General features: G+C 36.5%; 29 protein-coding genes, 1 tRNA gene and 1 other annotated feature. Of the genes, 7 read left to right on the forward strand and 23 right to left on the reverse strand.

Going from position 1 to position 25,302, the window contains the following annotated elements:
- Positions 1 to 4: 4 nt before the first annotated feature.
- From xseA to IGL98_RS13620, 5 genes are all read right to left on the reverse strand, one after another.
- Entirely contained in the window at positions 5 to 1,348 is a 1,344-nt protein-coding gene (gene xseA / locus IGL98_RS13600) for an exodeoxyribonuclease VII large subunit (protein WP_206842899.1), read from the reverse strand.
- A gap of 9 nt (positions 1,349 to 1,357) precedes the next feature.
- Positions 1,358 to 2,203, reverse strand: a complete 846-nt coding sequence (locus IGL98_RS13605; RefSeq protein WP_206842901.1) for a bifunctional methylenetetrahydrofolate dehydrogenase/methenyltetrahydrofolate cyclohydrolase — start codon at positions 2,201 to 2,203, stop codon at positions 1,358 to 1,360.
- Positions 2,204 to 2,396: 193 nt separating this feature from the next.
- Positions 2,397 to 2,846: a transcription antitermination factor NusB gene (gene nusB, locus IGL98_RS13610; RefSeq protein ID WP_206842902.1), complete on the reverse strand. Its 450-nt coding sequence runs from the start codon at positions 2,844 to 2,846 to the stop codon at positions 2,397 to 2,399.
- The gene (locus tag IGL98_RS13615; protein WP_206842903.1) at positions 2,839 to 3,264 is read right to left on the reverse strand and encodes an Asp23/Gls24 family envelope stress response protein; all 426 of its coding nucleotides are present in this window, start codon (positions 3,262 to 3,264) and stop codon (positions 2,839 to 2,841) included. The genes nusB and IGL98_RS13615 overlap by 8 nt, the downstream gene beginning before the upstream one ends.
- Positions 3,265 to 3,520: 256 nt before the next feature.
- Positions 3,521 to 4,585, reverse strand: coding sequence for a M24 family metallopeptidase (locus tag IGL98_RS13620; RefSeq protein ID WP_206842904.1), 1,065 nt, complete (start codon positions 4,583 to 4,585; stop codon positions 3,521 to 3,523).
- A gap of 172 nt (positions 4,586 to 4,757) precedes the next feature.
- Between IGL98_RS13620 and IGL98_RS13625 the strand changes: the two genes are divergently transcribed.
- A complete protein-coding gene (locus IGL98_RS13625) occupies positions 4,758 to 5,567 on the forward strand; it encodes a metallophosphoesterase (protein WP_206842905.1) in 810 nt (269 codons plus the stop codon).
- A 69-nt stretch (positions 5,568 to 5,636) separates the two neighbouring features.
- On the opposite strand, the gene IGL98_RS13630 is transcribed toward IGL98_RS13625, so the two are convergent.
- From IGL98_RS13630 to rplU, 7 genes are all read right to left on the reverse strand, one after another.
- A complete protein-coding gene (locus IGL98_RS13630; protein WP_206842968.1) occupies positions 5,637 to 5,807 on the reverse strand; it encodes a hypothetical protein in 171 nt (56 codons plus the stop codon).
- Positions 5,808 to 6,047: 240 nt separating this feature from the next.
- Positions 6,048 to 6,452, reverse strand: coding sequence for a pyridoxamine 5'-phosphate oxidase family protein (locus IGL98_RS13635; RefSeq protein ID WP_206842906.1), 405 nt, complete (start codon positions 6,450 to 6,452; stop codon positions 6,048 to 6,050).
- Positions 6,453 to 6,622: 170 nt separating this feature from the next.
- Positions 6,623 to 7,090 carry a DUF2798 domain-containing protein gene (locus tag IGL98_RS13640; protein WP_206842907.1) on the reverse strand — a complete coding sequence of 156 codons (468 nt, stop codon included), beginning with the start codon at positions 7,088 to 7,090 and terminating at the stop codon, positions 6,623 to 6,625.
- Between the two features lie 179 nt (positions 7,091 to 7,269).
- Positions 7,270 to 7,938 carry a peptidoglycan amidohydrolase family protein gene (locus IGL98_RS13645; RefSeq protein WP_206911996.1) on the reverse strand — a complete coding sequence of 223 codons (669 nt, stop codon included), beginning with the start codon at positions 7,936 to 7,938 and terminating at the stop codon, positions 7,270 to 7,272.
- A gap of 397 nt (positions 7,939 to 8,335) precedes the next feature.
- A complete protein-coding gene (gene rpmA, locus IGL98_RS13650; protein WP_206911999.1) occupies positions 8,336 to 8,626 on the reverse strand; it encodes a 50S ribosomal protein L27 in 291 nt (96 codons plus the stop codon).
- A 12-nt stretch (positions 8,627 to 8,638) separates the two neighbouring features.
- Positions 8,639 to 8,983, reverse strand: a complete 345-nt coding sequence (locus tag IGL98_RS13655) for a ribosomal-processing cysteine protease Prp (RefSeq protein ID WP_206912000.1) — start codon at positions 8,981 to 8,983, stop codon at positions 8,639 to 8,641.
- Between the two features lie 34 nt (positions 8,984 to 9,017).
- Positions 9,018 to 9,326, reverse strand: coding sequence for a 50S ribosomal protein L21 (rplU, locus tag IGL98_RS13660; RefSeq protein WP_010762829.1), 309 nt, complete (start codon positions 9,324 to 9,326; stop codon positions 9,018 to 9,020).
- Positions 9,327 to 9,345: 19 nt separating this feature from the next.
- Positions 9,346 to 9,424, reverse strand: a sequence feature (ribosomal protein L21 leader region).
- 172 nt (positions 9,425 to 9,596) lie between these two features.
- Between rplU and IGL98_RS13665 the strand changes: the two genes are divergently transcribed.
- Positions 9,597 to 9,670 (forward strand) — tRNA-Arg (locus IGL98_RS13665).
- Between the two features lie 84 nt (positions 9,671 to 9,754).
- Here the strand turns inward: IGL98_RS13665 and IGL98_RS13670 are convergent.
- Genes IGL98_RS13670 through IGL98_RS13680 form a run of 3 tightly spaced genes read right to left on the reverse strand, consistent with a single transcriptional unit; the run spans position 9,755 to position 13,831 of the window.
- Positions 9,755 to 11,644 carry an ABC transporter ATP-binding protein gene (locus tag IGL98_RS13670; protein ID WP_206912026.1) on the reverse strand — a complete coding sequence of 630 codons (1,890 nt, stop codon included), beginning with the start codon at positions 11,642 to 11,644 and terminating at the stop codon, positions 9,755 to 9,757.
- Positions 11,637 to 13,373 (reverse strand): ABC transporter ATP-binding protein, encoded by a 1,737-nt coding sequence (locus IGL98_RS13675; protein ID WP_206842915.1) that lies wholly within the window; start codon positions 13,371 to 13,373, stop codon positions 11,637 to 11,639. Before IGL98_RS13675 ends, IGL98_RS13670 begins: the two co-directional genes overlap by 8 nt.
- Positions 13,370 to 13,831 (reverse strand): MarR family winged helix-turn-helix transcriptional regulator, encoded by a 462-nt coding sequence (locus IGL98_RS13680; RefSeq protein ID WP_206842916.1) that lies wholly within the window; start codon positions 13,829 to 13,831, stop codon positions 13,370 to 13,372. The genes IGL98_RS13675 and IGL98_RS13680 overlap by 4 nt, the downstream gene beginning before the upstream one ends.
- A 151-nt stretch (positions 13,832 to 13,982) precedes the next feature.
- On the opposite strand from IGL98_RS13680, the gene IGL98_RS13685 reads away from it, so the two are divergent.
- The 3 genes from IGL98_RS13685 to IGL98_RS13695 are packed head-to-tail and all read left to right on the forward strand — an operon-like array spanning position 13,983 to position 15,773.
- Positions 13,983 to 14,483, forward strand: coding sequence for a GNAT family N-acetyltransferase (locus IGL98_RS13685; RefSeq protein ID WP_206842918.1), 501 nt, complete (start codon positions 13,983 to 13,985; stop codon positions 14,481 to 14,483).
- The gene (locus IGL98_RS13690; RefSeq protein WP_206912002.1) at positions 14,476 to 15,000 is read left to right on the forward strand and encodes a GNAT family N-acetyltransferase; all 525 of its coding nucleotides are present in this window, start codon (positions 14,476 to 14,478) and stop codon (positions 14,998 to 15,000) included. Before IGL98_RS13685 ends, IGL98_RS13690 begins: the two co-directional genes overlap by 8 nt.
- Positions 15,001 to 15,026: 26 nt before the next feature.
- Positions 15,027 to 15,773 carry a MurR/RpiR family transcriptional regulator gene (locus IGL98_RS13695; protein ID WP_206912004.1) on the forward strand — a complete coding sequence of 249 codons (747 nt, stop codon included), beginning with the start codon at positions 15,027 to 15,029 and terminating at the stop codon, positions 15,771 to 15,773.
- A gap of 119 nt (positions 15,774 to 15,892) precedes the next feature.
- On the opposite strand, the gene IGL98_RS13700 is transcribed toward IGL98_RS13695, so the two are convergent.
- From IGL98_RS13700 to IGL98_RS13720, 5 genes are all read right to left on the reverse strand, one after another.
- Positions 15,893 to 17,221, reverse strand: coding sequence for a 6-phospho-beta-glucosidase (locus tag IGL98_RS13700; protein ID WP_069646274.1), 1,329 nt, complete (start codon positions 17,219 to 17,221; stop codon positions 15,893 to 15,895).
- 180 nt (positions 17,222 to 17,401) lie between these two features.
- Entirely contained in the window at positions 17,402 to 17,923 is a 522-nt protein-coding gene (locus IGL98_RS13705) for a GNAT family N-acetyltransferase (protein ID WP_206912005.1), read from the reverse strand.
- The gene (gene tsaE / locus IGL98_RS13710) at positions 17,920 to 18,393 is read right to left on the reverse strand and encodes a tRNA (adenosine(37)-N6)-threonylcarbamoyltransferase complex ATPase subunit type 1 TsaE (RefSeq protein ID WP_206912011.1); all 474 of its coding nucleotides are present in this window, start codon (positions 18,391 to 18,393) and stop codon (positions 17,920 to 17,922) included. The genes IGL98_RS13705 and tsaE overlap by 4 nt, the downstream gene beginning before the upstream one ends.
- A 122-nt stretch (positions 18,394 to 18,515) precedes the next feature.
- Positions 18,516 to 19,496, reverse strand: a complete 981-nt coding sequence (pta, locus tag IGL98_RS13715; protein ID WP_206912012.1) for a phosphate acetyltransferase — start codon at positions 19,494 to 19,496, stop codon at positions 18,516 to 18,518.
- A 153-nt stretch (positions 19,497 to 19,649) separates the two neighbouring features.
- Entirely contained in the window at positions 19,650 to 20,333 is a 684-nt protein-coding gene (locus IGL98_RS13720; protein ID WP_206912013.1) for a uracil-DNA glycosylase, read from the reverse strand.
- Positions 20,334 to 20,529: 196 nt separating this feature from the next.
- Between IGL98_RS13720 and IGL98_RS13725 the strand changes: the two genes are divergently transcribed.
- Both IGL98_RS13725 and IGL98_RS13730 read left to right on the forward strand, forming a co-directional pair.
- On the forward strand, positions 20,530 to 21,399 hold the full coding sequence (locus tag IGL98_RS13725) for a Cof-type HAD-IIB family hydrolase (RefSeq protein WP_206842934.1): 870 nt from the start codon (positions 20,530 to 20,532) through the stop codon (positions 21,397 to 21,399).
- A gap of 39 nt (positions 21,400 to 21,438) precedes the next feature.
- Positions 21,439 to 21,954 (forward strand): LURP-one-related/scramblase family protein, encoded by a 516-nt coding sequence (locus IGL98_RS13730; RefSeq protein WP_069646280.1) that lies wholly within the window; start codon positions 21,439 to 21,441, stop codon positions 21,952 to 21,954.
- Between the two features lie 26 nt (positions 21,955 to 21,980).
- Here IGL98_RS13730 and IGL98_RS13735 read toward each other — a convergent pair whose 3' ends face one another.
- The 3 genes from IGL98_RS13735 to IGL98_RS13745 form a co-directional block, all read right to left on the reverse strand.
- A complete protein-coding gene (locus IGL98_RS13735) occupies positions 21,981 to 22,550 on the reverse strand; it encodes a GNAT family N-acetyltransferase (protein WP_069646281.1) in 570 nt (189 codons plus the stop codon).
- A 211-nt stretch (positions 22,551 to 22,761) separates the two neighbouring features.
- The gene (locus tag IGL98_RS13740) at positions 22,762 to 23,937 is read right to left on the reverse strand and encodes a 3D domain-containing protein (protein WP_422851614.1); all 1,176 of its coding nucleotides are present in this window, start codon (positions 23,935 to 23,937) and stop codon (positions 22,762 to 22,764) included.
- Positions 23,938 to 24,165: 228 nt separating this feature from the next.
- The gene (locus IGL98_RS13745; RefSeq protein WP_206912014.1) at positions 24,166 to 25,011 is read right to left on the reverse strand and encodes a putative ABC transporter permease; all 846 of its coding nucleotides are present in this window, start codon (positions 25,009 to 25,011) and stop codon (positions 24,166 to 24,168) included.
- Positions 25,012 to 25,302: the final 291 nt, after the last annotated feature.

Genomic DNA, 25,302 nt, shown 5'->3' on the forward strand with positions numbered 1-25,302 from the left:
CTTTTTACTCCTCTTCAGTGGGTGTTATTTTTTCAATCACGGTATCTACTATGCCATCCACATAATGGATTTGAATTTTTTCTTTTGGTTGCAGTTCATTGACTGACTTGATCACTTGCTGCTCTTTGGTTGTATAACTATATCCTCTGCCCATGATTTTTAATGGACTTAACAAATCCAATTGTTGAACAGCAGAAGTAAATTGTTTTTCTTTATCCTTCATATATTGTTCCATACGATCATGAAGCGATTGGCTCAAATACTTTAGTTGCTGCTGCCCTTCTCTGATTTGACCTTGAGGTGTTTGTTGTCTAAATTGGGCAATAATTTCTTGCGCTGTCCGTTGTTTTTGATGGTAAACAGTTTCCATGGATTGAATCAAGCGTTGTGTGATTCGATCTAATTTAATTGTTTGTCCTTCATATAAACGATCTGGTTGCTTAAATACATATGAATTTTTCAACCGTTGATATCGTTCATTTTTTTGTTGTAATTGGTAGAGAAAACTTTGCTCTAAGCGCGTTTGCCGATCTTTGATTTTTAGCAGTTCTTCGTTCAGTACAGGAACAGCTAATTCTGCTGCTGCAGTCGGTGTCGCCGCTCTCACATCGGCTACCATATCGGCAATCGTGACATCTGTCTCATGCCCCACTGAAGAAATAACCGGTGTCTTTGCCTGATAAATCGCTCTAGCCACTCGTTCTTCATTAAACGGCCACAAGTCCTCGATCGAACCGCCACCACGACCGATAATCATCGTGTCAAAGGTCCCTAATTCTTCAATGCGGTGAATATTGCGGACAATATCGTCAGCAGCTTGATCTCCTTGGACCAACGTGGGGAATAAAACAAGTTGTGCGATTGGGTATCTTCTTTTGACTGTCGTAATAATATCTCGGATGACCGCACCACTTGGACTTGTAACAACCGCAATTCGTTTAGGATATCTCGGCAGTATTTTTTTAGGGCCTTCGAATAAACCTTCTTTGCCTAATTTCTCACGCAACTCTGCCAAAGCTTGATATAAAGCCCCAACGCCATCTGGTTCCATATGTTCTACATAGATTTGATAAGATCCGCCACTTTCATACAATGAAATACGACCAACTAAAAGAACTTTCATCCCTTCTTTTGGTTGAAATTTTAGCTTCTGAAATGCCGATTTAAACATAATTGCCGAAATCTTTGCTCCATCATCTTTTAAACTAAAATACTGATGAGCATTAGGACGCAGACGAAAATTGGAAATTTCTCCAGTCAAATAAACCCGTTCCAAATATGGATCAGCATCAAATTTACGTTTCAAATATTTTGTTAAGGCTGTAACTGTTAAATATTGCTGCTCCATCTTCTCACCTTACTTTTGTTTTTTAGCGGCCTCTACCGTTTGATACATCAACATTGTGATCGTCATTGGTCCAACGCCTTTTGGTACTGGTGTGATAAAGCTTGCAATCGGTGACACTTCATCGAATTTTACATCGCCGATCAATTTTCCATTCTCGTCTCGATTCATGCCGACATCGATCACGACCGCACCAGGTTTTATAAATTCTTTTGTCACAAAATGCCCGCGACCGATTGCTACAACTAAAATATCTGCTTCTCTAGCCACTGCTGGTAAATCAACGGTTCTTGAGTGAGCGATCGTAACTGTAGCGTTTTTCATCATCATAAGTTGCGCCATTGGTTTGCCAACAATATTACTTCGACCGATCACGACTGCTCGTTTTCCCTCTAAATCAATATTATAAGCTTCAAACATTTTCATAATGCCATATGGTGTACAGGGAATCATCGTCGGTTCCCCAATAAATAAGTGTCCCATATTCATCGGATGGAAACCATCGACATCTTTTTGGGGATCAACAGTTAACAACACTTTTTCTTCATCGATGTGCTTAGATAACGGCAACTGAACTAATATTCCATGATAATCTGGATCTTGGTTATATTGTTCGATCACAGCAAGCAATTCAGTTTCGGAAATCGTTTCAGGCAAGCGTTCGATTTTTGAACGAATACCGATTTTAGCAGCTGCTATATCTTTATTTTTCACATACGTTTGACTGGCCTGATTTTCACCAACTAATAAAACAACTAAACCTGGACGAATGCCTTCTTTTTCAAGTTCTTGCACTTCTTCTTTGATCTGCGCCTGCATTTTATCTGCTAATTCACGACCGTTGATTAACTCTCCCATAAGCTCACTCCTCGTTTTTGTCTATATTCTTTTATTTTAGCATAATTCAGCTAGTCTTAACACTCTATAATCTCTATCTCCTTGAATTGTACTTCAATGAAACTTCTCTCCCTTTGGTCGCCAAGTATTGTTCATCATCTACTCTGGCAGAGCCAATCGTAGTGATTCACAACAAAAAAGATTCAAAGTATTTCTACTTTGAATCAATCTCTTTCATCACATTCGCTAAAACGCCGTTAACGAACTTTCTAGAACGGTCATCACTATATTTTTTGGCAAGCTCAATCGCTTCATCTAAAGCAACTGTGTTAGGAACATCCCCAACATAAAGCATTTCAAAAATAGCCATACGCAAAATGATCAAATCCATCTTAGCAATACGCGTGATCGACCAGTTATTCCCTAAGTGTCTTTTGATAATCTCGTCAAGTTCTGCTTTTCGATCACAAACGCCGCCTACCAATAAGTCTAAGTAAGTTGGGACAAATTCTTCCCCATCTTCACTAATGATTTCTTGATTATCTAACTCCAATGCATAAGAAATCGCATCTTGTTTTGTTAAGTCAACATTAAAATCTAAAGGAAATAACGCTTGAAGCGCCTTTTCACGAATCTCGTGACGAGTGAAACTTGGCTTACTCATTTTCTCCCTCATCTTCCGGGAATAATTCATCAAAATCTGGTTCAGGTAGCTTTTCAGGAACTACTGCTACTATGTGAATGTTCACTTCCACTAAATCGATGTCTGTCATGAACAAGACTTGCTGTTTCACACGATCTTGCATTTCTAACGCCACTTTAGGTACCGAGATACCATAATTTAAGTAACAGTAAATATCAACTTTAAGACCTTCTTCTTCAGCTCTTAAATAAACGCCTTTACCGTGAGCAGCACGGCCAAGAAATTCTGTTACATTATTAGCAAATGTTCCGCGCATACCATATACGCCATCTACTTTAGATGCTGCAATACCAATAATGACTTCAATTACTTCCGGTGCGATAACAATTTCACCTAAAGAGTCTTTTGTATTGATTACTAGATTTTTTTCTTCAGTCATTTTAATCCTCCTTATAATATAGGTAACAACGTTCCGCTTCGCTACACCTTGTACTTTTCAACATCAGTTCATTTCATTCACTATGTTTCAAAGCAAAAGCATAGCAGGCTCGTCCAGTCTCAACAGGAAAATCAGAGAATGACGTTTTTTTCGTCACAATTCAATTACCTATCTATGTTTCCATTCCTCCCTAGTTTATCATTAATCAGCTTGTTTCGCTACCAAAAAAACTATGAGAAAATGAGTCGAAAACATTTTATAAAATTATCAATTCCTTAGGCGAATGTGTCAAAACACGATTCCCTTCTTTCGTAATCAATAAATCATCTTCAATCCTAACACCGCCAAGACCAGGTAAATAGATACCAGGTTCGTCAGTAATCACATTTCCAGCAACAAATTGTTTATCTGCTCTAAAGGAAACATTTGGTCCTTCGTGAATTTCCAAGCCAATACCGTGACCTGTGCTATGGCCAAACGCCTCACCATACCCGTAAGAAGCAATATGATCACGAGCGATTGCGTCTAATTGAACCCCAGTTAAGCCTGGTTTCGCTTCATCTAATACTTTTAATTGCGCTTCTAAAACGATTTGATAAATGTCTTTCAGTTTACTATCAGGCTCGCCAATTGCAAATGTCCGGGTCATATCTGAAACATATCCTTGATAATAACAACCAAAATCCAACGTAATCAAATCACCTTTTTCGATAATTTTTTCACTTGCAACACCGTGTGGCATAGCAGAACGGACACCACTTGCAACGATCGTTTCAAAAGAAACGCTAGTTGCACCTAAAGAACGCATATAAAAATCTAATTGGTTGGCGATTTCAATTTCCGTCATGCCGGGTTTGATTACGGTTAAAATATGTTTAAACCCTAGATCGGCAATACTGCAGGCTTTTTCGATGATCGCAATTTCTTCTTCATCTTTGACTTCACGAAGTTCTTCAATTAGACCTGCTACTGGAATTAGATTACAAGGCGTGATTTCTTCTAACAAACTATATTCTGCAAAACTAACAAATGTTTCTTCAAACGCTAAATTAGCCAACTGTTCTTTTTCTGCAATTGCTACAACTTCATCATAGATCGGACCGGTATTTTGAATGATCTCAAAACCCTGTGCTTGCTCTGCTGCTTGCTCTGTATAACGAAAATCCGTTACAAAAAAGGCTTTATCTAACGTGATCACTGCGAGTCCTGTTGTTCCAGTAAAATTTGTTAGATAACGCAAATTATACGGACTTGTGATTAAAAAACCCGAAAGATCATTTTTTTTCATTAATTCTCTTAATTTATTTACTCTTACCATCATTTTTTCATCCTTCTTTCCTAATAAGTTCTTCTCTATTATAGCAAATAATGATTTTGAAAAACACCGAAGACCTACAACCTCTAAATTATTCTAAAGTTTCTACTCTACAAGACGTATTTTACCATTTTTTAATTTCTTTTCGTTATAGTGAGCTTTGAAAGTGAGGTCACTAATGAAAAAACGATATTTTATCTATTTATTTATAGTAGCGATTATCGGCATGACTCTCTATGCCTTTTTTATAGAGCCGAAAAGAATTGTCACACACAACTACACAGTAGGAAATAACGAGGGTCAAAACCCAGTTAAAGTAGTACAGATTTCAGATATTCATATTCAAGAAAAATACCCCGTTTCACAACTAGAAAAAATCGTCACTAAAGTCAACAATGAGAAACCCGATATTATTTTATTTACTGGGGATTTATTTGATAACTATGCTTTATATGGCCCATCTGAAGAAGTCACTGCAGCCTTAAGCCGCTTAAATGCTCCTTTAGGAAAATATGCCGTTTGGGGTAATCATGATTATGGTGGTGCTGCTGCTCATGTTTATCCAGAAATCCTAGCTGCTGCTGGTTTTCAACTACTGGAGAATTCCGGAACCAATCTTTCATTACCTAACGGAAAATCGCTTTACATAGCTGGCTTGGATGATTCATTACTAGGCAACTCTTCTGTTACCGATGCGCTAGCAGATCGTCAAAGTGAGTATACTATCTTACTAAGTCATGAACCGGACAAAGCGGATGCAGCGCTTGATCAAAACGTTCAGTTGATTTTATCTGGTCACAGCCATGGTGGACAAGTTAAACTGCCTTTTCTAACAATCAAAAACGTGATGGCCGAAAAATATTTTGATGGCTTTTATAATTTGGCTAATGATACAACGTTGTATGTCAATACAGGTTTAGGTACCACAAAAATTCCAGCACGATTTAGAGTCCCACCAGAAATTGCTGTTTTCGACCTGTATGTTTAATTTTTTCCACAAACGAGTAGCCCAAAATAATTATATTTTGGGCTACTCGTTTCCTGTTAGTTTATAAATTTAGCCTAGTACTTTAACACGACCACCGATTTTGTCAGCGAATTTTTCTGCATAATTTTTAGTTTGAAAGATTCGAACACGATTTTTATCTCTTGTACGTTGTCCGTCTTTACCAATATACCCATGTAATACTTTTACAGCGTACATCGTCATCACCCCTTTCCTTTTCATGGATAATAGCTTCCAAAAACTATCTCCGTCTATTGCTGATAATTAACTATAACCAAAAGAACTTAACTCAAACATAAAAATCTTCGAATAAATGATGAACAGTTATTAAGAAAAAATGAAGGACAATTAAATTTGATTAAGAATATTTATTACACTAGAAAAAATAAAAAGAGCAGAGATCAATAATGATCCCCACTCCTTATATCCTTCTTTAAAAAAAGCCTACGCATTCTCTCTAAACTAAACAATAATATCTTTCATTTTTTTATCCATATGTATCCTAGCCGTCCACGTTTCAAATGTAACTAGTACAGGTTCTGAGTGATTTAATTCTTTTTGGTAGCTTGATAATTTAGGGTCGATCGCTTCTACTGAATCAATTTGTTCAATCGTAAACTTTCCTTTCAAGAGCAGACTTTCATGTTTAATTTCCTCATAACAACAAACAGATCCATTCGGATTATTTTGAATATTTTTAGCGGTTTCCCCGTTCCCATCCAAATAAAATTGTAGCTTTAATAAGCCTTCTCTCCATAGCGGTTCTGAAACAGCAATAACCGTTGGAAAATCACGTTTATCAATTGTTGAAATCAAAAATACGGTACTTGAATTTAATAACCTGACAATTCGCTCATGTATTTCCATTGTTGAAGGCCCCCCAGTTAATCAATATTCTATTAATTATAACAATTTTATATCAATTTAGGAAAGCTGGACCCTCTTTTAAATCAATTTTCACTTAACTACTCAAAAAAAATAGAAGGTTAAAACAAAAACAATGACGACTTTTATTTTAACCTCTTCTATTAATTCATTTAATCATTCGCTTCTTTTAACCAACGACTTTGTCGGCTTGCACTTAAAATCATTCTACAGATCGGACCCACAATTAATAACTGGAGCGGTAATGCCATTATAAGATTTTTTGCAAATGCACCGACGTAATAACTTAGGAAATTTTCTGTGAAACCAAATTGCATAAAAACACCATACATCGACATAAAAAAGACCATTCCTAAAACCATGCAGCTGGAAACAGCAATGATCCTCTGGATTTTTTTCTCTTTATTGATAGGTATAGCAAAAGCAATTTTCTTAGCTGGTGATGAAACGATTAAGACATCAAATATAAACGCTACAATAAATCCTGGCACCAAGCCACCAAATAAATTGCTTAATGAAAATTGTCCGTGTAATAAAAGATTATAGGCGCTCATTGAAATCACCATGGAAAAACAGACAATTGTTGTGAAGAAGATTCCTTCTTTTTTGTTTTGTGGCATACATACACTCCTCTTTTTTTAATAACAGAGTTTATGCTATCATAAAAAAAAAATTCTCGTAAGTTAAATTTTTTTAATCATTCTATAATGATATTGATTGGACATAAATAAGTGCCTGATGGTACAAAAAAAGAGCTTGGTACGTCAGACTCAAGCTCTTTTTTATTCATTTACTAAATTTATTTGCGATTAGGCGCTACTGCTTCTAATCTAATGTGCCAAGGTTCTGCCGAAGTCCAAGTGAATTCTGGCATATCTTTTCCATTATTAGCTTTGTAAATTCTACGTAGTATTACTGCTGTATCATTATTTTGGATATGAACTGTATCAACTCCGTTAAAGTAATACATTCCCACTCCAGTGCCTAGCGGTTTTTTATAAATACATTGCATAGTTATCTCTCCTTTTTTTTGTTCTGACGGTGTTTCTGTTGTTGCTCCTTTTAACCTATAACAGTCGGTTGGAGGACCTCCTGTCCAACCACCTTCTGTTGAGGTTTCGGAAATTCCATTTGATCCATAATTACAGTGAATAATTCTGCTATTACTTACGAATACTCCTGTATGTCCATTTGCTCCTAAGCTAGTTCCTTTGCCTCCTGAGATGAAAATATCACCTCTGCGTGCTTGTGCACGCGAGATAGATTGTAACAATGAGCCGTCTAACGCATAAAGAGTTTCGGTATTTCCAATCGCAGTTCCAGCTGACAGAAAACCTGATTCAATTAATGCATTATACATGGCTGAACTACAATCATAACTATAAGGACCATAGCGATTCGTCATGCTGTACGTTACTTTTCCTTCTCTTGCTCGAAACCAGTTTATTACTGATTCAGTATTTGCCAAACTATTTCCCTCCTAACTTTAACGTTTTTGTAAGATCTTACAACATTAGTATAAAGAATATTTATCTCTTTAAACTGTCCATGTTCTGTCATTATTCACCCAGACATAAAAAGCCACCGCATAAGCGATGACTATATGGGGCAAAAGCACCCGAATATTGATTCGTTCTCAATTTTTAATCGTCTATTTTAGCAGGAAAAACCAACAATTCCTTTTTTAGCAATTCATCCCTAAATTTTCCCTTTAGTTACTAATTATTCAATTCATTCGCGAATAAGCTTATTTTTTTAAACGTTTAGCTCTAGCATTCTCATTTATTTGTTCAAGTGATTGTTTATCCAAAATAAAAAAGTTCTATCCCTTACTAAATAAGGGATAGAACCGATCAGTTAAAAAATTATTGATCTACTGCTGGGTAAACAGACACTTGTTTTTTGTCACGGCCTTTACGTTCGAAACGTACTACACCGTCTACTTTAGCAAATAAAGTGTCGTCGCCGCCAATACCTACGTTAGCACCTGGGTAAATTTTAGTTCCGCGTTGACGGTATAAAATTGATCCACCAGTTACTGTTTGTCCATCAGCACTTTTAGCGCCTAAGCGTTTAGATTCTGAATCACGTCCGTTGGAAGTAGAACCTCCACCTTTTTTGTGGGCGAATAATTGTAAATTCATGTTTAATAACATAGTCTGCACCTCCTATTTTTCGTTTATGGTTTTGACTTGAATAAATTCAAGATTTTCTTGCTCGACTGCTTGTAGACCTAATAAAAGGTTTTCCAAGAGAATTTGGGCAATGTTGGTTTGTTCCTGATTGGCATTTGAAATCACTTCAACATAAAGGTAACCACCTTCATCTTCATTGGTTTCGACAATCGGTTCAAAACCAGCTAGCGCATCGACACCCTTGACCGTGCTGATAGTTAAGGCAGACACAGCTGCACAAACAATATCACTGCCATATGGACCTGATTCAGCATGCCCTGAGACTTCAAAAGAAACGATTTGGCCTGCGCCATTTCGTTTAAAAGAACTTTTAATCATTGATAGGCCTTCTTTCCTATGCAACTTAAAAGAATTATGCGTTGATTGCGTTGATTACAACTTTTGTATATGGTTGACGGTGACCTTGTTTGCGGTGAGTGTGTTTTTTAGGTTTGTATTTGAAAGTCACGACTTTCTTTTGTTTGCCGTGTTTTTCTACAGTTCCTTCGACAGTTGCACCTGCGACAGTTGGAGCTCCTACTTTCGTAGATTCGCCACCTACTAAGATAACTTCGTCAAAAACAACTTTTTCGCCAGCTTCTACGTCTAATTTTTCAACGTAAATTGCTTGACCTACCTCAACTTTTACTTGTTTACCACCAGTTTTGATAATTGCGTACATGCTATACAGCACCTCCTTCTTCTAGACTTAGACTCGCCATCCCAAGTGATAACGATATGTCATACTTAAAAACTTGTTCTGTGCGGTTGTAGCTGTGGAGTCCACAATTACAACATTAGTATCATATCAAAATAAGGAACAAGAGTCAATAAAAACTTAGTGATTTAGCGTTATAAACCACTTTTCAAAAAAACTTTCTTGTTATTTCTAATTTATGATTGACTTTGTTTTGGATGTTCATTATAATAAATTCTGTTGCGTTATTACTTTGCGCCAATAGCTCAGCTGGATAGAGCACTCGCCTTCTAAGCGAGCGGTCGGGAGTTCGAATCTCTCTTGGCGTATTATTTTAAACGTTTATATCAAAAAAACACCAATCATCAGATTTTTTCTAATGATTGGTGTTTTTTTATTTTTCTATTTTCTTACTAAGATAGTTCGACCTTTCCTGTATACAATTGATGATAGATTCCCTTTTCCTCAAGTAAATCTTCGTGACTGCCTCGTTCAATGATTCTTCCATGATCCATTACCATGATTGCATCCGAATTTTGGATAGTCGATAAACGATGGGCAATGACAAAAACAGTTCTGCCCTTCATTAAACGATCCATCCCAGCTTGTACATGCTTTTCCGTTCTTGTATCAATACTGGATGTTGCTTCATCCAAGATCATTACAGGCGGATCTGCAATCGCAGCTCGTGCAATGGACAATAATTGGCGTTGCCCTTGAGATAGACCTTCTCCGTCCCCAGTGATCACTGTATCATATTTATCGGGTAGGTTATTGATAAAATCCTCTGCATTCGCTAATTGAGCCGCTTCAATCACAGCTTCATCAGATGCGTTTAACTTCCCATAACGAATATTCTCACGAATCGTGCCTGTAAATAAATGAGTATCCTGTAAAACAATCCCTAATGACTTTCTCAAAGAACTTTTTTTGATTTTCTTCACATTGATTCCATCATAACGGATTTTCCCTTCTTGAACATCGTAAAAGCGATTGATCAAATTTGTGATCGTTGTTTTCCCTGCTCCTGTGGCCCCAACAAATGCGACTTTTTGACCTGGTTCAGCGTAGAGATTGATATCTTTTAATACTCGACTTTTATCTGTATAGCCAAAAGAGACATCCTCAAAACGTACATCACCAGTTAATTCCCTATAGGTCACCGAGCCATCATTATGAGGATGTTTCCATGCCCATAAGCCTGTCCTAGTGTCACTTTCAACAAGTTTATTTCCTTGTCGCTTCACATGAACTAACGTCACATAACCATCATCTACTTCCGGCTTTTCATCAATCAACGTAAAGATGCGATCTGCCCCAGCTAACGCCATGATCACAAAATTGATTTGTTGCGAAACTTGACTGATCGGCATATTCAATGAACGGCTTAACTGAAGAAAAGAAGCGATCATCCCAATTGTCAGACCCGAAACACCATAAACTGAAAAAATACCACCAACTACTGCTAAGAGTACATATTGAATATTTAGCAAATTCATCATGATCGGCATTAAGCTGTTCGCATATTTATTGGCTTGGGTAGCACTTTGTCGCAATTCTTCGTTGATTACTTTAAACTGTTTGATTGTTTGCGGCTCATGATTAAAAATTTTCACCACTTTTTGTCCATGCATTATTTCTTCGATGAATCCATTTACACGCCCTAAATCCCGTTGTTGCTTCCCAAAATGACGACTGCTGCGCCCTGCAATTATCCGAATCGTCATGATCATTACGGAAACAGAAACCATTACAACTAAGGTCAGTGGAACACTGATCGTAAACATGGCAATAAACACACTGATAAAACTAACAACTGCTGCCACTAAATTAGGAATACTTTGTGAAATCATCTGACGCAACGTATCTGTATCATTCGTGAAATGGCTCATGATATTCCCGTCAGAATTTGAATCAAAGTAGCGGATTGGCAATGTTTCAAGATGAGTAAACATTTCATCCCGAATTGTTTTTTGTGTTCCTTCACTGATACGCACCATGATCAGGTTAAAGCCTAAGTTTGCAATGATCCCAACACCATAAATCAGTGCCATCGTTGTAATTCCCTTTAATAATCCAGAAAAATTAGGATTACTTTGACCCAGTAACGGTGTGATATAATCATCGATTACCACTTGTAAAAATAGCGAACCTCGGACATTGGCAAAGGTACTTAGTAGGATGAGTATCAGTACTAATATCAGCTGGAACTTATAATTCTTAAACATATATGAAAATAGTCGTTTCAACGTTTTTAAAGGATCTTGACTTTTGGGAATCCCTTTTGTTTTTTCATCACGCATCTTCTTCACCAAATCCTTTCTGTTGAGACTCATAAACTTCTTGATAAATCTGATTATTAGCCAATAATTCATCATGCGTTCCGATAGCATTGATCAAGCCTTTATCCATCACAATAATACGATCTGAATCTTGAACAGAAGAAACGCGCTGTCCTATGATAAACGTCGTTGTTCCAGGGATTTCTTGTCTCATCCCTTCTCTGATCAGACGATCTGTTTTCGTATCTACAGCACTCGTTGAATCATCTAAAATCAAAATTTTCGGTTTTTTTAACAATGCGCGAGCAATACATAAACGTTGTTTTTGGCCACCCGAAACATTATTTCCGCCTTGAGAAATCATCGTGTCATATTTATCTGGAAATTCTTCGATAAAACTATCTGCCTGAGCAATTTTACACACTCTGATCAAATCCTCATCTGTCGCCTCTTCATTACCCCAGCGTAGATTTTCTTTGATTGTTCCAGTAAACAATACATTATTTTGTAAAACCATGCTGACTTGGTCACGCAATGATTTCAGATCGTAATCCCGCACATCATGTCCGCCCACTTCAACTGAGCCTTGTGTCACATCATATAATCTTGGAATCAACTGAACTAAGGTTGATTTAGAACTACCAGTTCCACCAACGATTCCGATCACTTCACCTGATTTTATTTCCATATTTGCATGCATCAGCGCCAATTTTTCAAGATCGTTGGCATAACTGAAACAAACATTGTTAAAACGTACAGAACCGTCTGCAATTTCATAAAGTGGATCTGCATTGTTTTTTAAATCACTTTCTTCTGATAACACTTCTGTAATCCGTTCAGCAGAAGTCCGAGCAATAAGTACGATTACAAATACCATTGATAACATATTTAAACTCATTAAAATCTGCATTGTGTAAGTAAACATACTGACTAATTCACCAGTCGTCAACGTACCGCCTACCACGAATTTCGCCCCTAACCATGAAATCAGCAACATACACGTGTAGACTGCAAACTGTAAAATAGGATTATTAAAAGCCACGATACTTTGCGCTTTTGAAAATGTTTTGTAAATATCCTTAGAAACTGATTTAAATTTTTCATCTTCATGTTTTTCTCTCACATAAGATTTAATAACACGAATCCCTTGTAAATTTTCTTGAACTACGTTATTTAATTTATCGTAGATCCGAAAAACCTTATTGAAATTCGGATGAGCAAAGTAAATAACTGCGGCTAAACCAATCATCAGAAATGGCACAACGCCTAAATAAATCAATGATAGATCCTTATTGATACTATACGCCATCGCTAATGAAAAAATCATAATCAACGGACTACGAACTAAAAGTCGAATAATCATTTGATAGGCATTTTGAACATTGGTCACATCCGTTGTCATCCGTGTGATCAAACTTGATGTGGAAAAACGATCAATGTTTGAAAAAGAAAACCCTTGGATACGATCAAATAATTGATCTCGTAAATTTTTGGCAAACCCGGCTGAAGCGACAGCCGCGTATCGACCGGACATCGCACCAAAAAACAACGCAATAATTGCACAGATAAATAAAATCGCCCCATACATTAAAATAGCTTTTGTATCACCTTTTTCGATTCCATTGTCGATCATCATCGCCATCACTAGAGGAATGATGATATCTAAAATCACTTCCCCCGTTACATAAATTGGTGTAATAATACTTTCTTTTTTATAGACCCCTATATTGGCAATCAGTTTTTTTATCATGTAATCAGTTCACCTTCCTTATTTATTTTCTTGCTATTTTCTGATAGTTTTTCCATTACATCAAAAAAAATTGTTACATGTTCTTCTGAAATCCCTTGAACAAGCAACTCATCGAATTTATGTAACTTCACGATGTTTTCTTTAACTTTTTGTTGTCCTAGTTCCGTTAAAATAATCGTTTTGTAGCGGTTGTCTTCTTTGCAACTTCTTCGTTCGATAAATAAACGTTTATCCATAGTTTGTAGTAGACCTGTTGCAGTGGAACGCCGAATATCGAATTCTTGTTCTATGTCTTTTTGGTAGACGGGTACTTGTTGACTATTGCGACGGTGGATGAAATTAAGAATGCGCATTTGGATACTTGATGAAGCTTCGCCGTCTTCTTTTAAGATTTCTGCTGCTTTTCGGTTTAGTTCATTGGCTAGGATTCTGATTTTTAGACCGATTTTTCTGTCCATAATTTACCTCCTTGCAATATAGTTCGGTTCCTAACTATATTACGATAAGTGTTCTGCAAAGGTCAAGTAGATTTTAATTAACTCTTTTCAATAAAATACTTTTACTTAATTATGGTAAAATAAATTAATGTGTAGAAAGGATGTGCTAATCATGTTCTTAAAAAGGTATACCAACGATTTTTCAACTATTATCCAGCAATATCAACTAAATGACGAACAATTACTTTTTACAGGAACACCAGAAATGCCAATAAAAATTTCTTTAGAAAATTCTTTCATCCATCCAATAGTAGGAATCGAGGATGGACGATTAACGAACTTTTTTGTTTTAGACGAGAAAAAAGATGTTCATTTATATACAACAAATGAGCAAGCAATTTTATTAAGATCATTTTCTACTGATGAGAGATGCCAAGGTAACGGTCACGCAAAAGCGGTATTACGAGCATTACCTGAATTTGTTCGACTACATTTTCCAGATGTGACAGAGATTATTCTCGCCGTAAACCAAAAGAACCTTGCTGCTCAAACACTCTATAAAAACGCAGGTTTTGAGCACTTAGAAAAAATCGTCCAAGGTGAATTTGGTCCGTTGTATGTCATGAATATGAAATTAAATTCTGATAAAAAGGAAGCGACAAGTAATGACTAAAAAGATAATCGAAAATGAACAACTCTATTTAAGAGAATTCACACCCGATGATTTTAGTGATTTATGTTTGATTTTACAAGATGAAGAAACGATGTATGCCTATGAATCAACATTTTCACAAGAAAAGGTCACTGATTGGTTGAACTGGAACTTAAAAAGCTACGAGGAAAATGGTTTTGGTTTATGGGCAATTATTGATCAAAAAAGTGATGCCTTTGTCGGGCAATGCGGTATTGTTTATTCTGACGTCGAAAATGAATCATTACTAGAAATCGGCTATTTAGTCAATAAACACTATTGGAATCAAGGCTACGCAACTTCTGCAAGCCAATTATGTCTCACCTATGCTAAAACTGAATTAAACGCAAAGAAAATTTGTTCGATCATTCGAGATACAAATCTATCCTCTCAAAAAGTTGCTGAAAAAAATGGAATGACGATTGTAAAGCAATTTGATAAAGATTATTCTGGTCTGCCCGTTCGTCATTTTGTTTATAGCATTGATTTAAATAAATAATATTAACCAAGAAAGTAGTGGATATCTTGTTATTTTTAAATCATAGTCCCGATTTAAGCCCTATTGACTTAGAAATTTATAAATATATTGCGTCTCACATTGATGAGGTGGTTTATATGCGAATTCGTGAGTTAGCAAAAGAAACCCATAGCAGTACCGCCAGTATTCTGCGTTTTTGCCGAAAATTTGGGTGTGAAGGGTTTTCTGAATTTAAAATCAAATTGAATTTGTATCGAAAATCTTTAGCGGAACCTGTTACAACGCATGCCGTTGATGAAACATCGTTCACTAATTTTATCCAGCGTTCTACAGAAGCTTTTTATCAAGAACGAATTCAAGCAGCTGCGAAGTTATTGTCTGAAAAAGATCTTGTTTTATTTATTGGAACAGGTTCGTCAAATATTATTGCTGAATATGGTGCATTGTATTTCTCTTCTATTTTTAGTATGGCCTTTCACATTGAAGATCCAATCAATCACCCCGTGAACTTTTTTAATAAAAGTATGGCGAAAAATGTTTGTGTGATTGCCCTTTCTGTTAGTGGCGAGAATGAAGCGATCATCAATTATCTGAATCATTTTATTACGAATGATAGTTCGATCATTTCGATCACGAATAGTGAAAAATCTCCGATTGCGGCTCTATCAGATGTGAATATTCCTTATTATATTTCAACGGAAAGAATTGGAGATAGTGATATTACATCCCAAGTACCAGCGCTATATACAGTAGAGTATTTGGCAAAAGAAGTGCAAAAACAAAAGAAAGGCTGAGATATAACTCTACGAGTTACATCTCAGCCTCAAGGAATCTAAATAAGTGGTGGGAGCAGAAGCAACTCCTTCTTATTTCTCGGAGTTAAACACTTCTGTCCCAACCTCGCTTTTTCAGATTATTTTCCTTCTTTAAAAAAAGCTGGTAAATATTGTTTATGTGCTTCCAACAATTCATCCATCACTTCTTTAGCAACATCACCACTTGTAATCAGTGGATTCATCGTAAAGGCTTGTAGTAATGTACCATAATCACCTGTAACAGCCGCTTCGATCGTTAATTCTTCCATTGACTTCATCACTTGTAATAAACCACGTTCTTGTGGTTTAAAGCTACCAAAGTTATATGGAACTGGGCCTTTGCCAGTGATCGTACATGTTACTTCTACTGCACTTTCAGCTGGCAAATCTGTGATCGTACCATTGTTTCTGGTGCTGACCGTCATCGTTGTGCGTTTGTCATTGTGAATAGAATTGATGATTTCACAGGCTGCATCGCTGTAGCGCGCACCGCCACGTTCTGCTAATTGTTTTGGTTTGTAGTCTAAATTAGGATCTTTGTATAGTTCAAACAATTCATGTTCGATCTCTTTTACCTTTTCAGCACGTGTGCCGTTGTTTTTGAAATCTTCCAATTCTTCGGCTAGCATTTTATCTGTATAATAGTAGTAATTGTGGTATGGACAAGGAACCATGTGTAGGTTTTCGACTTGTTCCCAGATCAAGTTGTTGTCTTTAATGTTGGCTACAATTGATTTAGCATCGTCTTGGCCATACATTACTTTGATCAATTCGTCCGTACGATCTTTTCCGTTTTTGTCCGTAATGGTATGCCAGTGTAAATGATTGATTCCTGCAAATTGGAAGAATAGATCACGATTATTTTCACCTAATAATGCTGCTTCTTCAAACACAGCATTAACTGGAATGTTACATAAACCGACAACTTTGTCCCAGTTACCATAACGTAAAACAGCTTCTGTTACCATACCTGCAGGGTTCGTAAAGTTGATCAACCAAGCATTTGGACAAAGTTCTTTCATATCTTCTACAATATCTAAAATCACTGGAACAGTTCTCAACGCTTTAAAAATACCACCGGCGCCATTCGTTTCTTGTCCGATCAAGCCATGACTTAACGGAATGCGTTCATCTAAAATACGTGCATCTAAAAGTCCCACACGTAATTGTGTTGTAACAAAATCTGCATCTTTCAATGCTTCACGACGATCTAAAGTTAAATGTACTTCACAGTCAACACCTGCGGCTTTGACCATACGTTTCGCCATTGCTCCTACAATTTCTAGTTTTTCTTTTCCTGCTTCAATATCAACTAACCACAATTCACGTACTGGTAATTCATCGTAACGTTTAATAAATCCTTCAACTAATTCTGGTGTGTAGCTTGAACCTCCACCGATTGTAACTATTTTTATTCCTTTTGACATCTCGTTCAGCTCCTTAAGCGTTTTATCTGATATCAGTATATCCTTTTGCTGAGAGAGAATATATAGAAACGAAGAAAGTGGTTACATAGGAAAGAAGATGTAACCTGTGACATCTAAGTAACGACACGTTACAAAAAAAGAGAATAAACAAGTATGATCCCAGTTTACTCTCTTTTGATTTTAATCAATCATCATACTCATCAAATGGACATCTAAGAATTCCCCATCATCCGTTTTCGCGCCACGAGCCATGATTGCTTCTGTTTTAAAGCCTATTTTTTCATAAACATGAACAGCTCGCTGATTTCGATGCTGTACAGTTAACTCTAAACGACGGATTACATCACTTTCTTTCGCCCACTGAATCAATTCTTCCATCATCAAACTACCTAACCCAAAACCCCAATAATCTTTTAAAATACTGATTCCGATTTCTCCGATGTGCTCCATACGCTTTTTGGATGAGGCTTTGACAGAAGCTGTACCAATGACTTTTCCATCTGCTAAAGCGACCATCAGTATGTTATTTAGCGATTCATAAAGATTCGCTAAGTTCTCACTCATCTCAACTGGGGTCATTTCCATCCCTTTTTCATCCATTACCAAATAAGGTGTTTCACTGCCAATCGTTTTTAAAGCATGTAAAATCTCTACTGCATCATCTGGAATTGCTTCTCGAATCGTAAACTCAACCTCTGTCATAGACTTTCCTCCATTTTTTGCTGAATGCGTTCCAAATATTTTTCTGCCTGCGTTCCAAATGCTTGAATTGACAGGATTCTTTTTTCCATATATTTTGAATCTTTTGTGAGGGTAATATCTAAATAATCTGTCGGCAAAAATTCGCCCAATAATTTCCCCCACTCAACAACAGATAATCCATCGCCTTCAAAATATTCATCCAACCCAAGATCATCAGCGCCATTTTCAATACGGTACACATCCATATGATACAACGGCAGACGTCCTTGCTGATATTCACGAATGATCGTATAGGTGGGACTTTTGATCATTTGATCGATACCTAATCCCAAAGCGATCCCTTTCGTCATAGTGGTTTTTCCTGCTCCTAAATCTCCTGAAAGAATGATATTGTCACCTGGCTCTGCAACTAGTCCAATGATTTTTGCTAGAGATTCCGTTTCTTTGGGATTGTCGATTACGATATCCATTTTTTCACCTACTTTAGCTTTCCTTATTTCTATGTAGTGTAGTATACCGAATTATTGAAAAAAAAACTAGGGAGTCAAAGCAAAACGCTAAACGTCTTGTTCTGAATTCCTAGTCATTTAGATTAGTTCATTAATGTTTGAGCTGCTGTGATGATAGATAATTTGTAAATATCTTCTTCATTTGCTCCACGAGATAAATCAGATACTGGTTTGTTCAATCCTTGTAAGATCGGACCGATCGCTTCAAAGTTACCTAAACGTTGCGCAATCTTGTAGCCAATATTTCCTGATTGTAATTCTGGGAAAACAAAGACTGTAGCTTGTCCTGCAACAGATGAATTCGGTGCTTTTAATTGAGCAACAGATGCTACGTATGAAGCATCAAATTGTAATTCACCATCGATTTCAAGTTCAGGTGCTAAGCTTTTAGCGATTTTTGTTGCTTCAACGACTTTGTCAACTTCAGGTGCTTTTGCAGAACCTTTTGTTGAGAAACTCATCATTGCTACTTTTGGCTCAATATCGAATAATTCAGCAGTTTTTGCACTATCGACTGCAATCTCAGCTAATTCTTGCGCTGTTGGATTTACGTTGATTGCGCAATCTGTAAAGATGTATTTTTCTTGGTCGCGACCGCGAACCATGATCATTGCACCACTTGTACGGCTAACACCTGGTTTTGTTTTGATGATTTGTAAAGCTGGACGAACGGTGTCTCCAGTTGAGTGAATCGCACCACTGACCATACCATCAGCAAGACCCATATACGTAAGCATCGTACCAAAGTAGTTTACATCTTTTAAAATCTTACGAGCATCTTCCTCTGTGACTTTTCCATTACGGCGTTCTACAAACGCTGCAACCATGTCTTCCCATCCATCATAATTATCTGGATCAATGATCGTAAAGTTAGATGCTTTGATTCCGCGAGCGTGAGCTGCCTCCACAATCGCTTCTTGTTTACCGATCAAGATCGGTTCCATTAATTCTTCTGCTTTCAAGCGAGCTGCAGCTCCTAAAATACGAGGATCTGTTGCTTCCGGAAAAACAATTTTGATGTTGCGGCGAATGACTTTAAATTTTAAGCTATCGAATAATTCCACGATATACCCTCCAACTGATTATTTATACAAACTTATCATACACCATTCTTCAAGAAAATAACAGTTATTTCTAGCTGTATTAGTGTAAAAAATGCTGATTCTGATAATAATTTCACAAATTAGCCCTTCTGCACTATAACAGAATGTTCTGTTTTAAGACACTGTATCAGGCAATTGCCAGTCGATTGGCGTCTCTCCTAATTGCTCTAATGCCTGATTCGTTTTTGAGAAAGGTTTGGAGCCGAAGAAGCCGCGATGCGCTGCCAATGGACTCGGATGTGGTGATTTGATAATAACATGTTTGTTGGTATCGATCATTTTAATTTTTTCTTGCGCTGGTTTGCCCCATAAAATAAAGACAATTGGCTTATCACGCTCATTCAATTTTTTAATAATCCCATCCGTCAAATTTTCCCAGCCTTGTCCTCGATGAGAATAAGCCTGACCATTTCTGACCGTTAAAACTGTGTTTAATAAGAGAACACCTTGTTTCGCCCAACTTTCTAAAAAGCCATGAGAAACAGGAGGATAGCCCAAATCATCTCTCAATTCTTTATATATGTTCATCAAAGAAGGCGGTGTTTTAACCCCAGGCTGCACAGAAAAACTTAAACCATGTGCCTGATTAGGACCATGATAAGGATCTTGTCCTAATATCACGACCTTAACCTCTTCATATGGTGTTAATTCTAGCGCAGAATAAATGTGATACATATCTGGATAAATGGTTTGCTCGCTATACTCCTGCTTTAAAAAATCTCGTAAATTCAAATAATATTCCTTTGTAAACTCTTCTTTTAAAACATCTTGCCAACTATTATGAATAATTGCTTTCATTCGTTGTCCTCCTTCAATTTATTCAGTACGGTATTTTTCTATTCTTATTAATTAAAACTTCTATTCTGAAAGCTTTCTTTTACACATTAAGCATATCTGATTTTTTATGAGGTGACAAGGAAATTTTTTCTGCACTGAAATAGAAAAAACATGTTAAACTATAGATAAGTTAAATAAACGAGGTGTAGAAAATTTTATGATTAAATTGATTGCTTCAGACATGGACGGCACACTACTAGATTCAAAAATGGGTATTTCAAAAGACAATGCTTCTGCTATCAGAGAGGCTGAGCGCATGGGTATCGAGTTTATGGTTGCTACAGGACGGGCATATACAGAAGCAAAACCCGCTCTAGACGAAGCTGGGATCGAATGTGCGATGATTACTTTGAATGGCGCTAAAGTCTTTGATAAGGCGGGTAATTCGCTTTTCACTGCAGGGATCGACAAGAAAACGACAGCGGAGATCCTAGATATTTTAGATGCTCACAATGTATATTTTGAAGTCTCAACGAACAAGGGAATTTATTCTGAACAACAGGAAAAAAGAATTGAGAACTTTGCGTCTCATATCGCAACAACGATGCCGCACTTAACCTACAAAGTAGCGATTGCCATGGCTGCCGCTCACTTATCTTTACTTGATATCACTTATATAAATGATATGCGTGCTTTGATTGCCCAAAACGACATTGAAGTGTTAAAAATTATTGGTTTCAGTATGGATGGTCCGAAAGTATTGGGTCCTGCAAGTACTCAAATTAGACAATTGAACGATTTAGCAGTCACTTCATCGGCTCAAAATAATATTGAAGTCAATCATAAAAATGCACAAAAAGGAATCGCAGTTGCCCATGTAGCCAAAGAACGTGGAATTTCTGAAAAGGAAGTTATGACAATCGGTGATAATTTCAATGATGTTAGCATGCTACAATGGGCTGGTGTTAGCTTTGCTATGGGAAATGCTGAATTAGAGGTCAAAGACCATGCAAAATATATCACCTCTACCAACTTAGAAAACGGTGTAGGCGAAGCAATCTTGCGGGCAATCCGAGAAGATTTATAATGTAAACAACTAACCAATTAAGAAAAGAGGTGAGATACGGTGTCTGAGTTTTTTATTCAAGAACAACAATTAAGCAATGTTACAAGAACCATTGTTAAAGATGAGGATGGCAAATCTCTTTTCTTACTTGTTGGACGTTGGGGCACACGTGGTGACGCGCTTTCTCTATATAAGATGAACGGTGAATTAGTCGCTAGCATCAGACAGACATCCTTTGCCTTTGGTTCACGGTTCGAACTATACAAAGGATTTGAAAAGGTCGGAGTGTTACGAAAAATTTTAAATTTGAATGCAGATTTTTATTATATCCAACATTTGCATTGGACTGTTTTAGGAGACATTAAAAATCATCGTTATTCCATTTATCAAGTCAACCATAAAATCATGGAGATGAATAAAGCCACTCTTTTTTCAGGTGATTATTTCAGTTTAGATGTCACAAATGACGATGATGCGCCATTATGTATATGTGTTGCAGCTGTTTTGGATTATTGGTTGTATAATAAAAAAAAGAATTCAAACCATAAACCAATCATTGGTTGGGGAACTTGCTAAAATAACTAAAAAAAAATCAGCGTATATCATTCGCTGATTTTTTTCTGCATATGATCGTATAAATGTCCACTGATCATCATCTCAGCTACATCTTTAAAACCTTTTCGGCTATACAATTTTTTAGCATTAGGATTTCCTTTATCCACACTTAATCCAATGATGTCTTTGCCATCTCTTTTGGCCATTTGTGGCAAAGCATCTAATAGTTTGGAACCAATTCCCAATCCACGATACTTTTCATCAACAGAAATCGAATCCAAATACCATTCACCTGGTAACGTTTCTGGATCAATAAATATTCTTATTTCTTCATCCAAATTGTATTTACTCAAGACTTTTTTTAGGGGCTCATCAATAATCGGCTCATCTTCATTTGGATAGCCAAACGCAATTCCTGCTACATGCCCATTTTCTTCATAAACCAATCCTCGCTGATAGCCATAACGATAAGTTGGATCTGCCACTGCTTCAGCTAGAACTGCTAAAAGTGTTTCCTCTGGGATAATTTCTAATAAAGGTAATTCCATATCTTTTAAAATAACTAATATCAACGGAGCAATAGCCTCTCCGTCTTCTTTTGTTGCAAAACGAATCATTGTTATTCCTCACTTTCTTTACTGAAGTGTACCATTTATTTTTTGTTAATGCATTACATTCACTTGTTTTTTAATTTGTTTTAATAATTGGTCAAAAAAAAGAGGCCAAGACAAAAGCTTATTTCTCTCAGCTACTTTTTTCTCGCCGTTTATTCGAATTTAAAGCGTGGTACAAAACTAAAGATTAGTTTTGTACCACGCTCTTCATTTTTTATTGAATTGTAACTTTAACATTGTTTCTGCGACCCCAAGTTAAACATTGGTCAACAGATGGAAAATGTACGTCAATAATGTTACCGTTGATTGCGCCACCAGTATCTCCAGCGACTGCAAATCCATAACCTTCTACTTCAACAAATGATCCTAACGGAATCACGCTTGGGTCAACTGCGATCACATTACTTTGTGAACGAAGATCAATCCCAGTTGCAGTGATATACCCAGAACCTGCTTCTCTCCATGAGTAAGCTGTTGATTGCATATAAAGTACTCGACCATTTGATCCACTGTTACCAGTTTCACCACCAGTATTTGGCGTTTCTTCTGGTTGTGATGGCGGTGTAACAACAGGTTGTTCTTCACTGCTTGAGCTTGAACTGCTGCTACTTGAATCACTGATTGACGATGATGAACTGCTACTTGAGCTTGTTTGAGAGCTAGCCTTAGCTTTTCTTTGAGCTTCTTCTAATGCAGCTTGTTTTTGACGAGCTTCAGTTGCTTTCTTTTCATCTTTGATACGTTTTTCTTCTGTCTGTTTTTCACTGGCGATTTGTTGTAACGCCGCTTGATTATCAGATAATTGCTGTTTTAAAGTTACAACTTGTTCATCCATTGCTGATGCTTCGTCCTGTAATTTTGTTTCGTTGGTTTGTAATTCATCTTGTTTACTTTTTACAGTTTCTTGAAGTTCAGACAATTTTTCTTTATCTTTAGATAGACTATCGATTTTTTCTTTTTCTGCGTTTTGTAAGATAGTCATCGCATACGCTTTATTAAAGAAATCTGATACACTTTCAGCATCTAATAATACTTGCCATGTACGCTGTTCCCCACTTAGCTGGATATCTTTCATACGATTTCCAACGACTTCTTTACGGCGTGCAATGCTTTGCTCTGTTACTGTGATTTCAGCTTCAGAGTTCTTGATTGTTTCTTCAGCTTTTGAAATGTCTGCTTTAAGTTTTTCAATTTCAGCGTATTTTTCATTAACATCATTCAAAGCTGTATTGATATCTTTGCTAAGTGATTCTCCCGTTTGTGCGGCTTGAGCTTCTTTATCCTTCAGCTCATCTAATGACTCTGCTGCGGCACCGATTGGAAGAGCAACATTTACTAGCATGATAGCAGCTAAAAATGGTATCAATTTTTTTACTTTCACTGAATCCAACACCTTTCCTAACTAAATCCAACTCCACCTATTATACTAATCTATAGAGCTTATTTTATTTCAATAGCGTTACAATTTGTTACATTTCAGCGAAAATGTCCTTTTTCCTGTAACATTCCTCAATTCTATCCGTCATATTTCAGTCTTGAAATCTCTCTTAAAACCTTTGTTCATCAGTATTTATCAGCATTATGAAACACAAAAATATACTGTTATACTAAATAAAAATTAATCATCCTTTTTTTTGCTTTTATTAATGATTTGTTGGACTTCAGAAGGATTTTTCACATTTTTGAGCTTCAAATTAGGATAATTTCTTACCCAACGTTTTTGATTGTAGTTCATATGCGTTAATAGTTTCTTAATTGCTGGGGTTTCTTTAAGCTCTTCCATCCAAGAATTTCGTTCTATTGTTTTTGCTTGTTTTCGTTCCGTGATTTCTTCTGAAACAGATTCTTTTAGTTCAGAGAGATTTGCTGATAGTTCCTCACGTTTTTCAGTCAATGCAGTAGCCAGTTCTTGTTTACGCTCTTCCACAGCTGTACTGATTTGCGCTGTAACTTTTTTAAATGACTGCATGTTAACTAAGGTATAAATCAAATCAGTAATGATCAAAAGTACTAAAATAATCGGTAGAATCATACCGAATTTTTCAGATAAAAACTCCTCAAGTAACATTACTTTAGGATGAATGACGCGTACGATCAGCACACAGCCAATCCCCCAAAAGAGTGATACAGGCAATGCGACGCGACCATTGATATTCAGTGGAACATCTTTATAATCCCACCAAGAAGCATGGAATAACTTTTCTAAGCCGTAACTCGTGATATATTCCAAAATAGTGACTAAAATCGTCGATAACACATACAAAACAATAATATTTTGTTTAAGCGGTTCTAAAAAATAAAGAACACTCAAAATACCAAACCCATAGATTGGGCAATAAGGTCCAACTAAAAACCCTCGATACACAAATTTCTTGGCCTTTAATGAACAATAAACTGTCTCCCACAGCCAACCAATAAACGAGTAGATGAAAAATAATAAAACGATTTCAATAAATTCATTCATGTTATTTTCTCCTTTAAAATAGCATTTACTAGTTATTGTAACAAATAATCATGGTTTAATGCGAGCAACTTTATTCTCATTAAAAATTGATATACAATAGAAGAGAAACCTTATTTGTAAAAAACATTATCTGTTTGTGTGCTCATTTGACTACGAAGCTGTTACATTTTTGCTTTGAAACATGCCAAGAAATACAACGAGGTTATGAGTTGATATTGATTACTCCTGCGATTATTCGTCGCACTAAAAGACTTGGTACAAGGTAACTGAAAGGATCATTGCTTCCATTCG

Source organism: Enterococcus sp. DIV0840, assembly GCF_050527835.1.
GTDB classification, from domain to species: Bacteria; Bacillota; Bacilli; order Lactobacillales; family Enterococcaceae; genus Enterococcus_L; species Enterococcus_L ureasiticus.

Coding starts and splice junctions, on each gene's coding strand:
- xseA (WP_206842899.1), bottom strand. CDS start 1,348: ATGGAGCAGCAATATTTAACAGTTACAGCCTTAACAAAATATTTGAAA.
- IGL98_RS13675 (WP_206842915.1), bottom strand. CDS start 13,373: ATGATAAAAAAACTGATTGCCAATATAGGGGTCTATAAAAAAGAAAGT.
- tsaE (WP_206912011.1), bottom strand. CDS start 18,393: ATGGATATCGTAATCGACAATCCCAAAGAAACGGAATCTCTAGCAAAA.
- IGL98_RS13670 (WP_206912026.1), bottom strand. CDS start 11,644: ATGCGTGATGAAAAAACAAAAGGGATTCCCAAAAGTCAAGATCCTTTA.
- IGL98_RS13640 (WP_206842907.1), bottom strand. CDS start 7,090: ATGCCACAAAACAAAAAAGAAGGAATCTTCTTCACAACAATTGTCTGT.
- IGL98_RS13700 (WP_069646274.1), bottom strand. CDS start 17,221: ATGTCAAAAGGAATAAAAATAGTTACAATCGGTGGAGGTTCAAGCTAC.
- IGL98_RS13680 (WP_206842916.1), bottom strand. CDS start 13,831: ATGGACAGAAAAATCGGTCTAAAAATCAGAATCCTAGCCAATGAACTA.
- rpmA (WP_206911999.1), bottom strand. CDS start 8,626: ATGTTATTAAACATGAATTTACAATTATTCGCCCACAAAAAAGGTGGA.
- IGL98_RS13635 (WP_206842906.1), bottom strand. CDS start 6,452: ATGGAAATACATGAGCGAATTGTCAGGTTATTAAATTCAAGTACCGTA.
- IGL98_RS13615 (WP_206842903.1), bottom strand. CDS start 3,264: ATGACTGAAGAAAAAAATCTAGTAATCAATACAAAAGACTCTTTAGGT.
- IGL98_RS13745 (WP_206912014.1), bottom strand. CDS start 25,011: ATGAATGAATTTATTGAAATCGTTTTATTATTTTTCATCTACTCGTTT.
- rplU (WP_010762829.1), bottom strand. CDS start 9,326: ATGTACGCAATTATCAAAACTGGTGGTAAACAAGTAAAAGTTGAGGTA.
- IGL98_RS13685 (WP_206842918.1), top strand. CDS start 13,983: ATGTTCTTAAAAAGGTATACCAACGATTTTTCAACTATTATCCAGCAA.
- IGL98_RS13705 (WP_206912005.1), bottom strand. CDS start 17,923: ATGACAGAGGTTGAGTTTACGATTCGAGAAGCAATTCCAGATGATGCA.
- IGL98_RS13620 (WP_206842904.1), bottom strand. CDS start 4,585: ATGATGGTAAGAGTAAATAAATTAAGAGAATTAATGAAAAAAAATGAT.
- IGL98_RS13725 (WP_206842934.1), top strand. CDS start 20,530: ATGATTAAATTGATTGCTTCAGACATGGACGGCACACTACTAGATTCA.
- IGL98_RS13690 (WP_206912002.1), top strand. CDS start 14,476: ATGACTAAAAAGATAATCGAAAATGAACAACTCTATTTAAGAGAATTC.
- IGL98_RS13605 (WP_206842901.1), bottom strand. CDS start 2,203: ATGGGAGAGTTAATCAACGGTCGTGAATTAGCAGATAAAATGCAGGCG.
- IGL98_RS13630 (WP_206842968.1), bottom strand. CDS start 5,807: ATGAAAAGGAAAGGGGTGATGACGATGTACGCTGTAAAAGTATTACAT.
- IGL98_RS13655 (WP_206912000.1), bottom strand. CDS start 8,983: ATGATTAAAAGTTCTTTTAAACGAAATGGCGCAGGCCAAATCGTTTCT.
- IGL98_RS13625 (WP_206842905.1), top strand. CDS start 4,758: ATGAAAAAACGATATTTTATCTATTTATTTATAGTAGCGATTATCGGC.
- IGL98_RS13735 (WP_069646281.1), bottom strand. CDS start 22,550: ATGATTCGTTTTGCAACAAAAGAAGACGGAGAGGCTATTGCTCCGTTG.
- IGL98_RS13720 (WP_206912013.1), bottom strand. CDS start 20,333: ATGAAAGCAATTATTCATAATAGTTGGCAAGATGTTTTAAAAGAAGAG.
- nusB (WP_206842902.1), bottom strand. CDS start 2,846: ATGAGTAAGCCAAGTTTCACTCGTCACGAGATTCGTGAAAAGGCGCTT.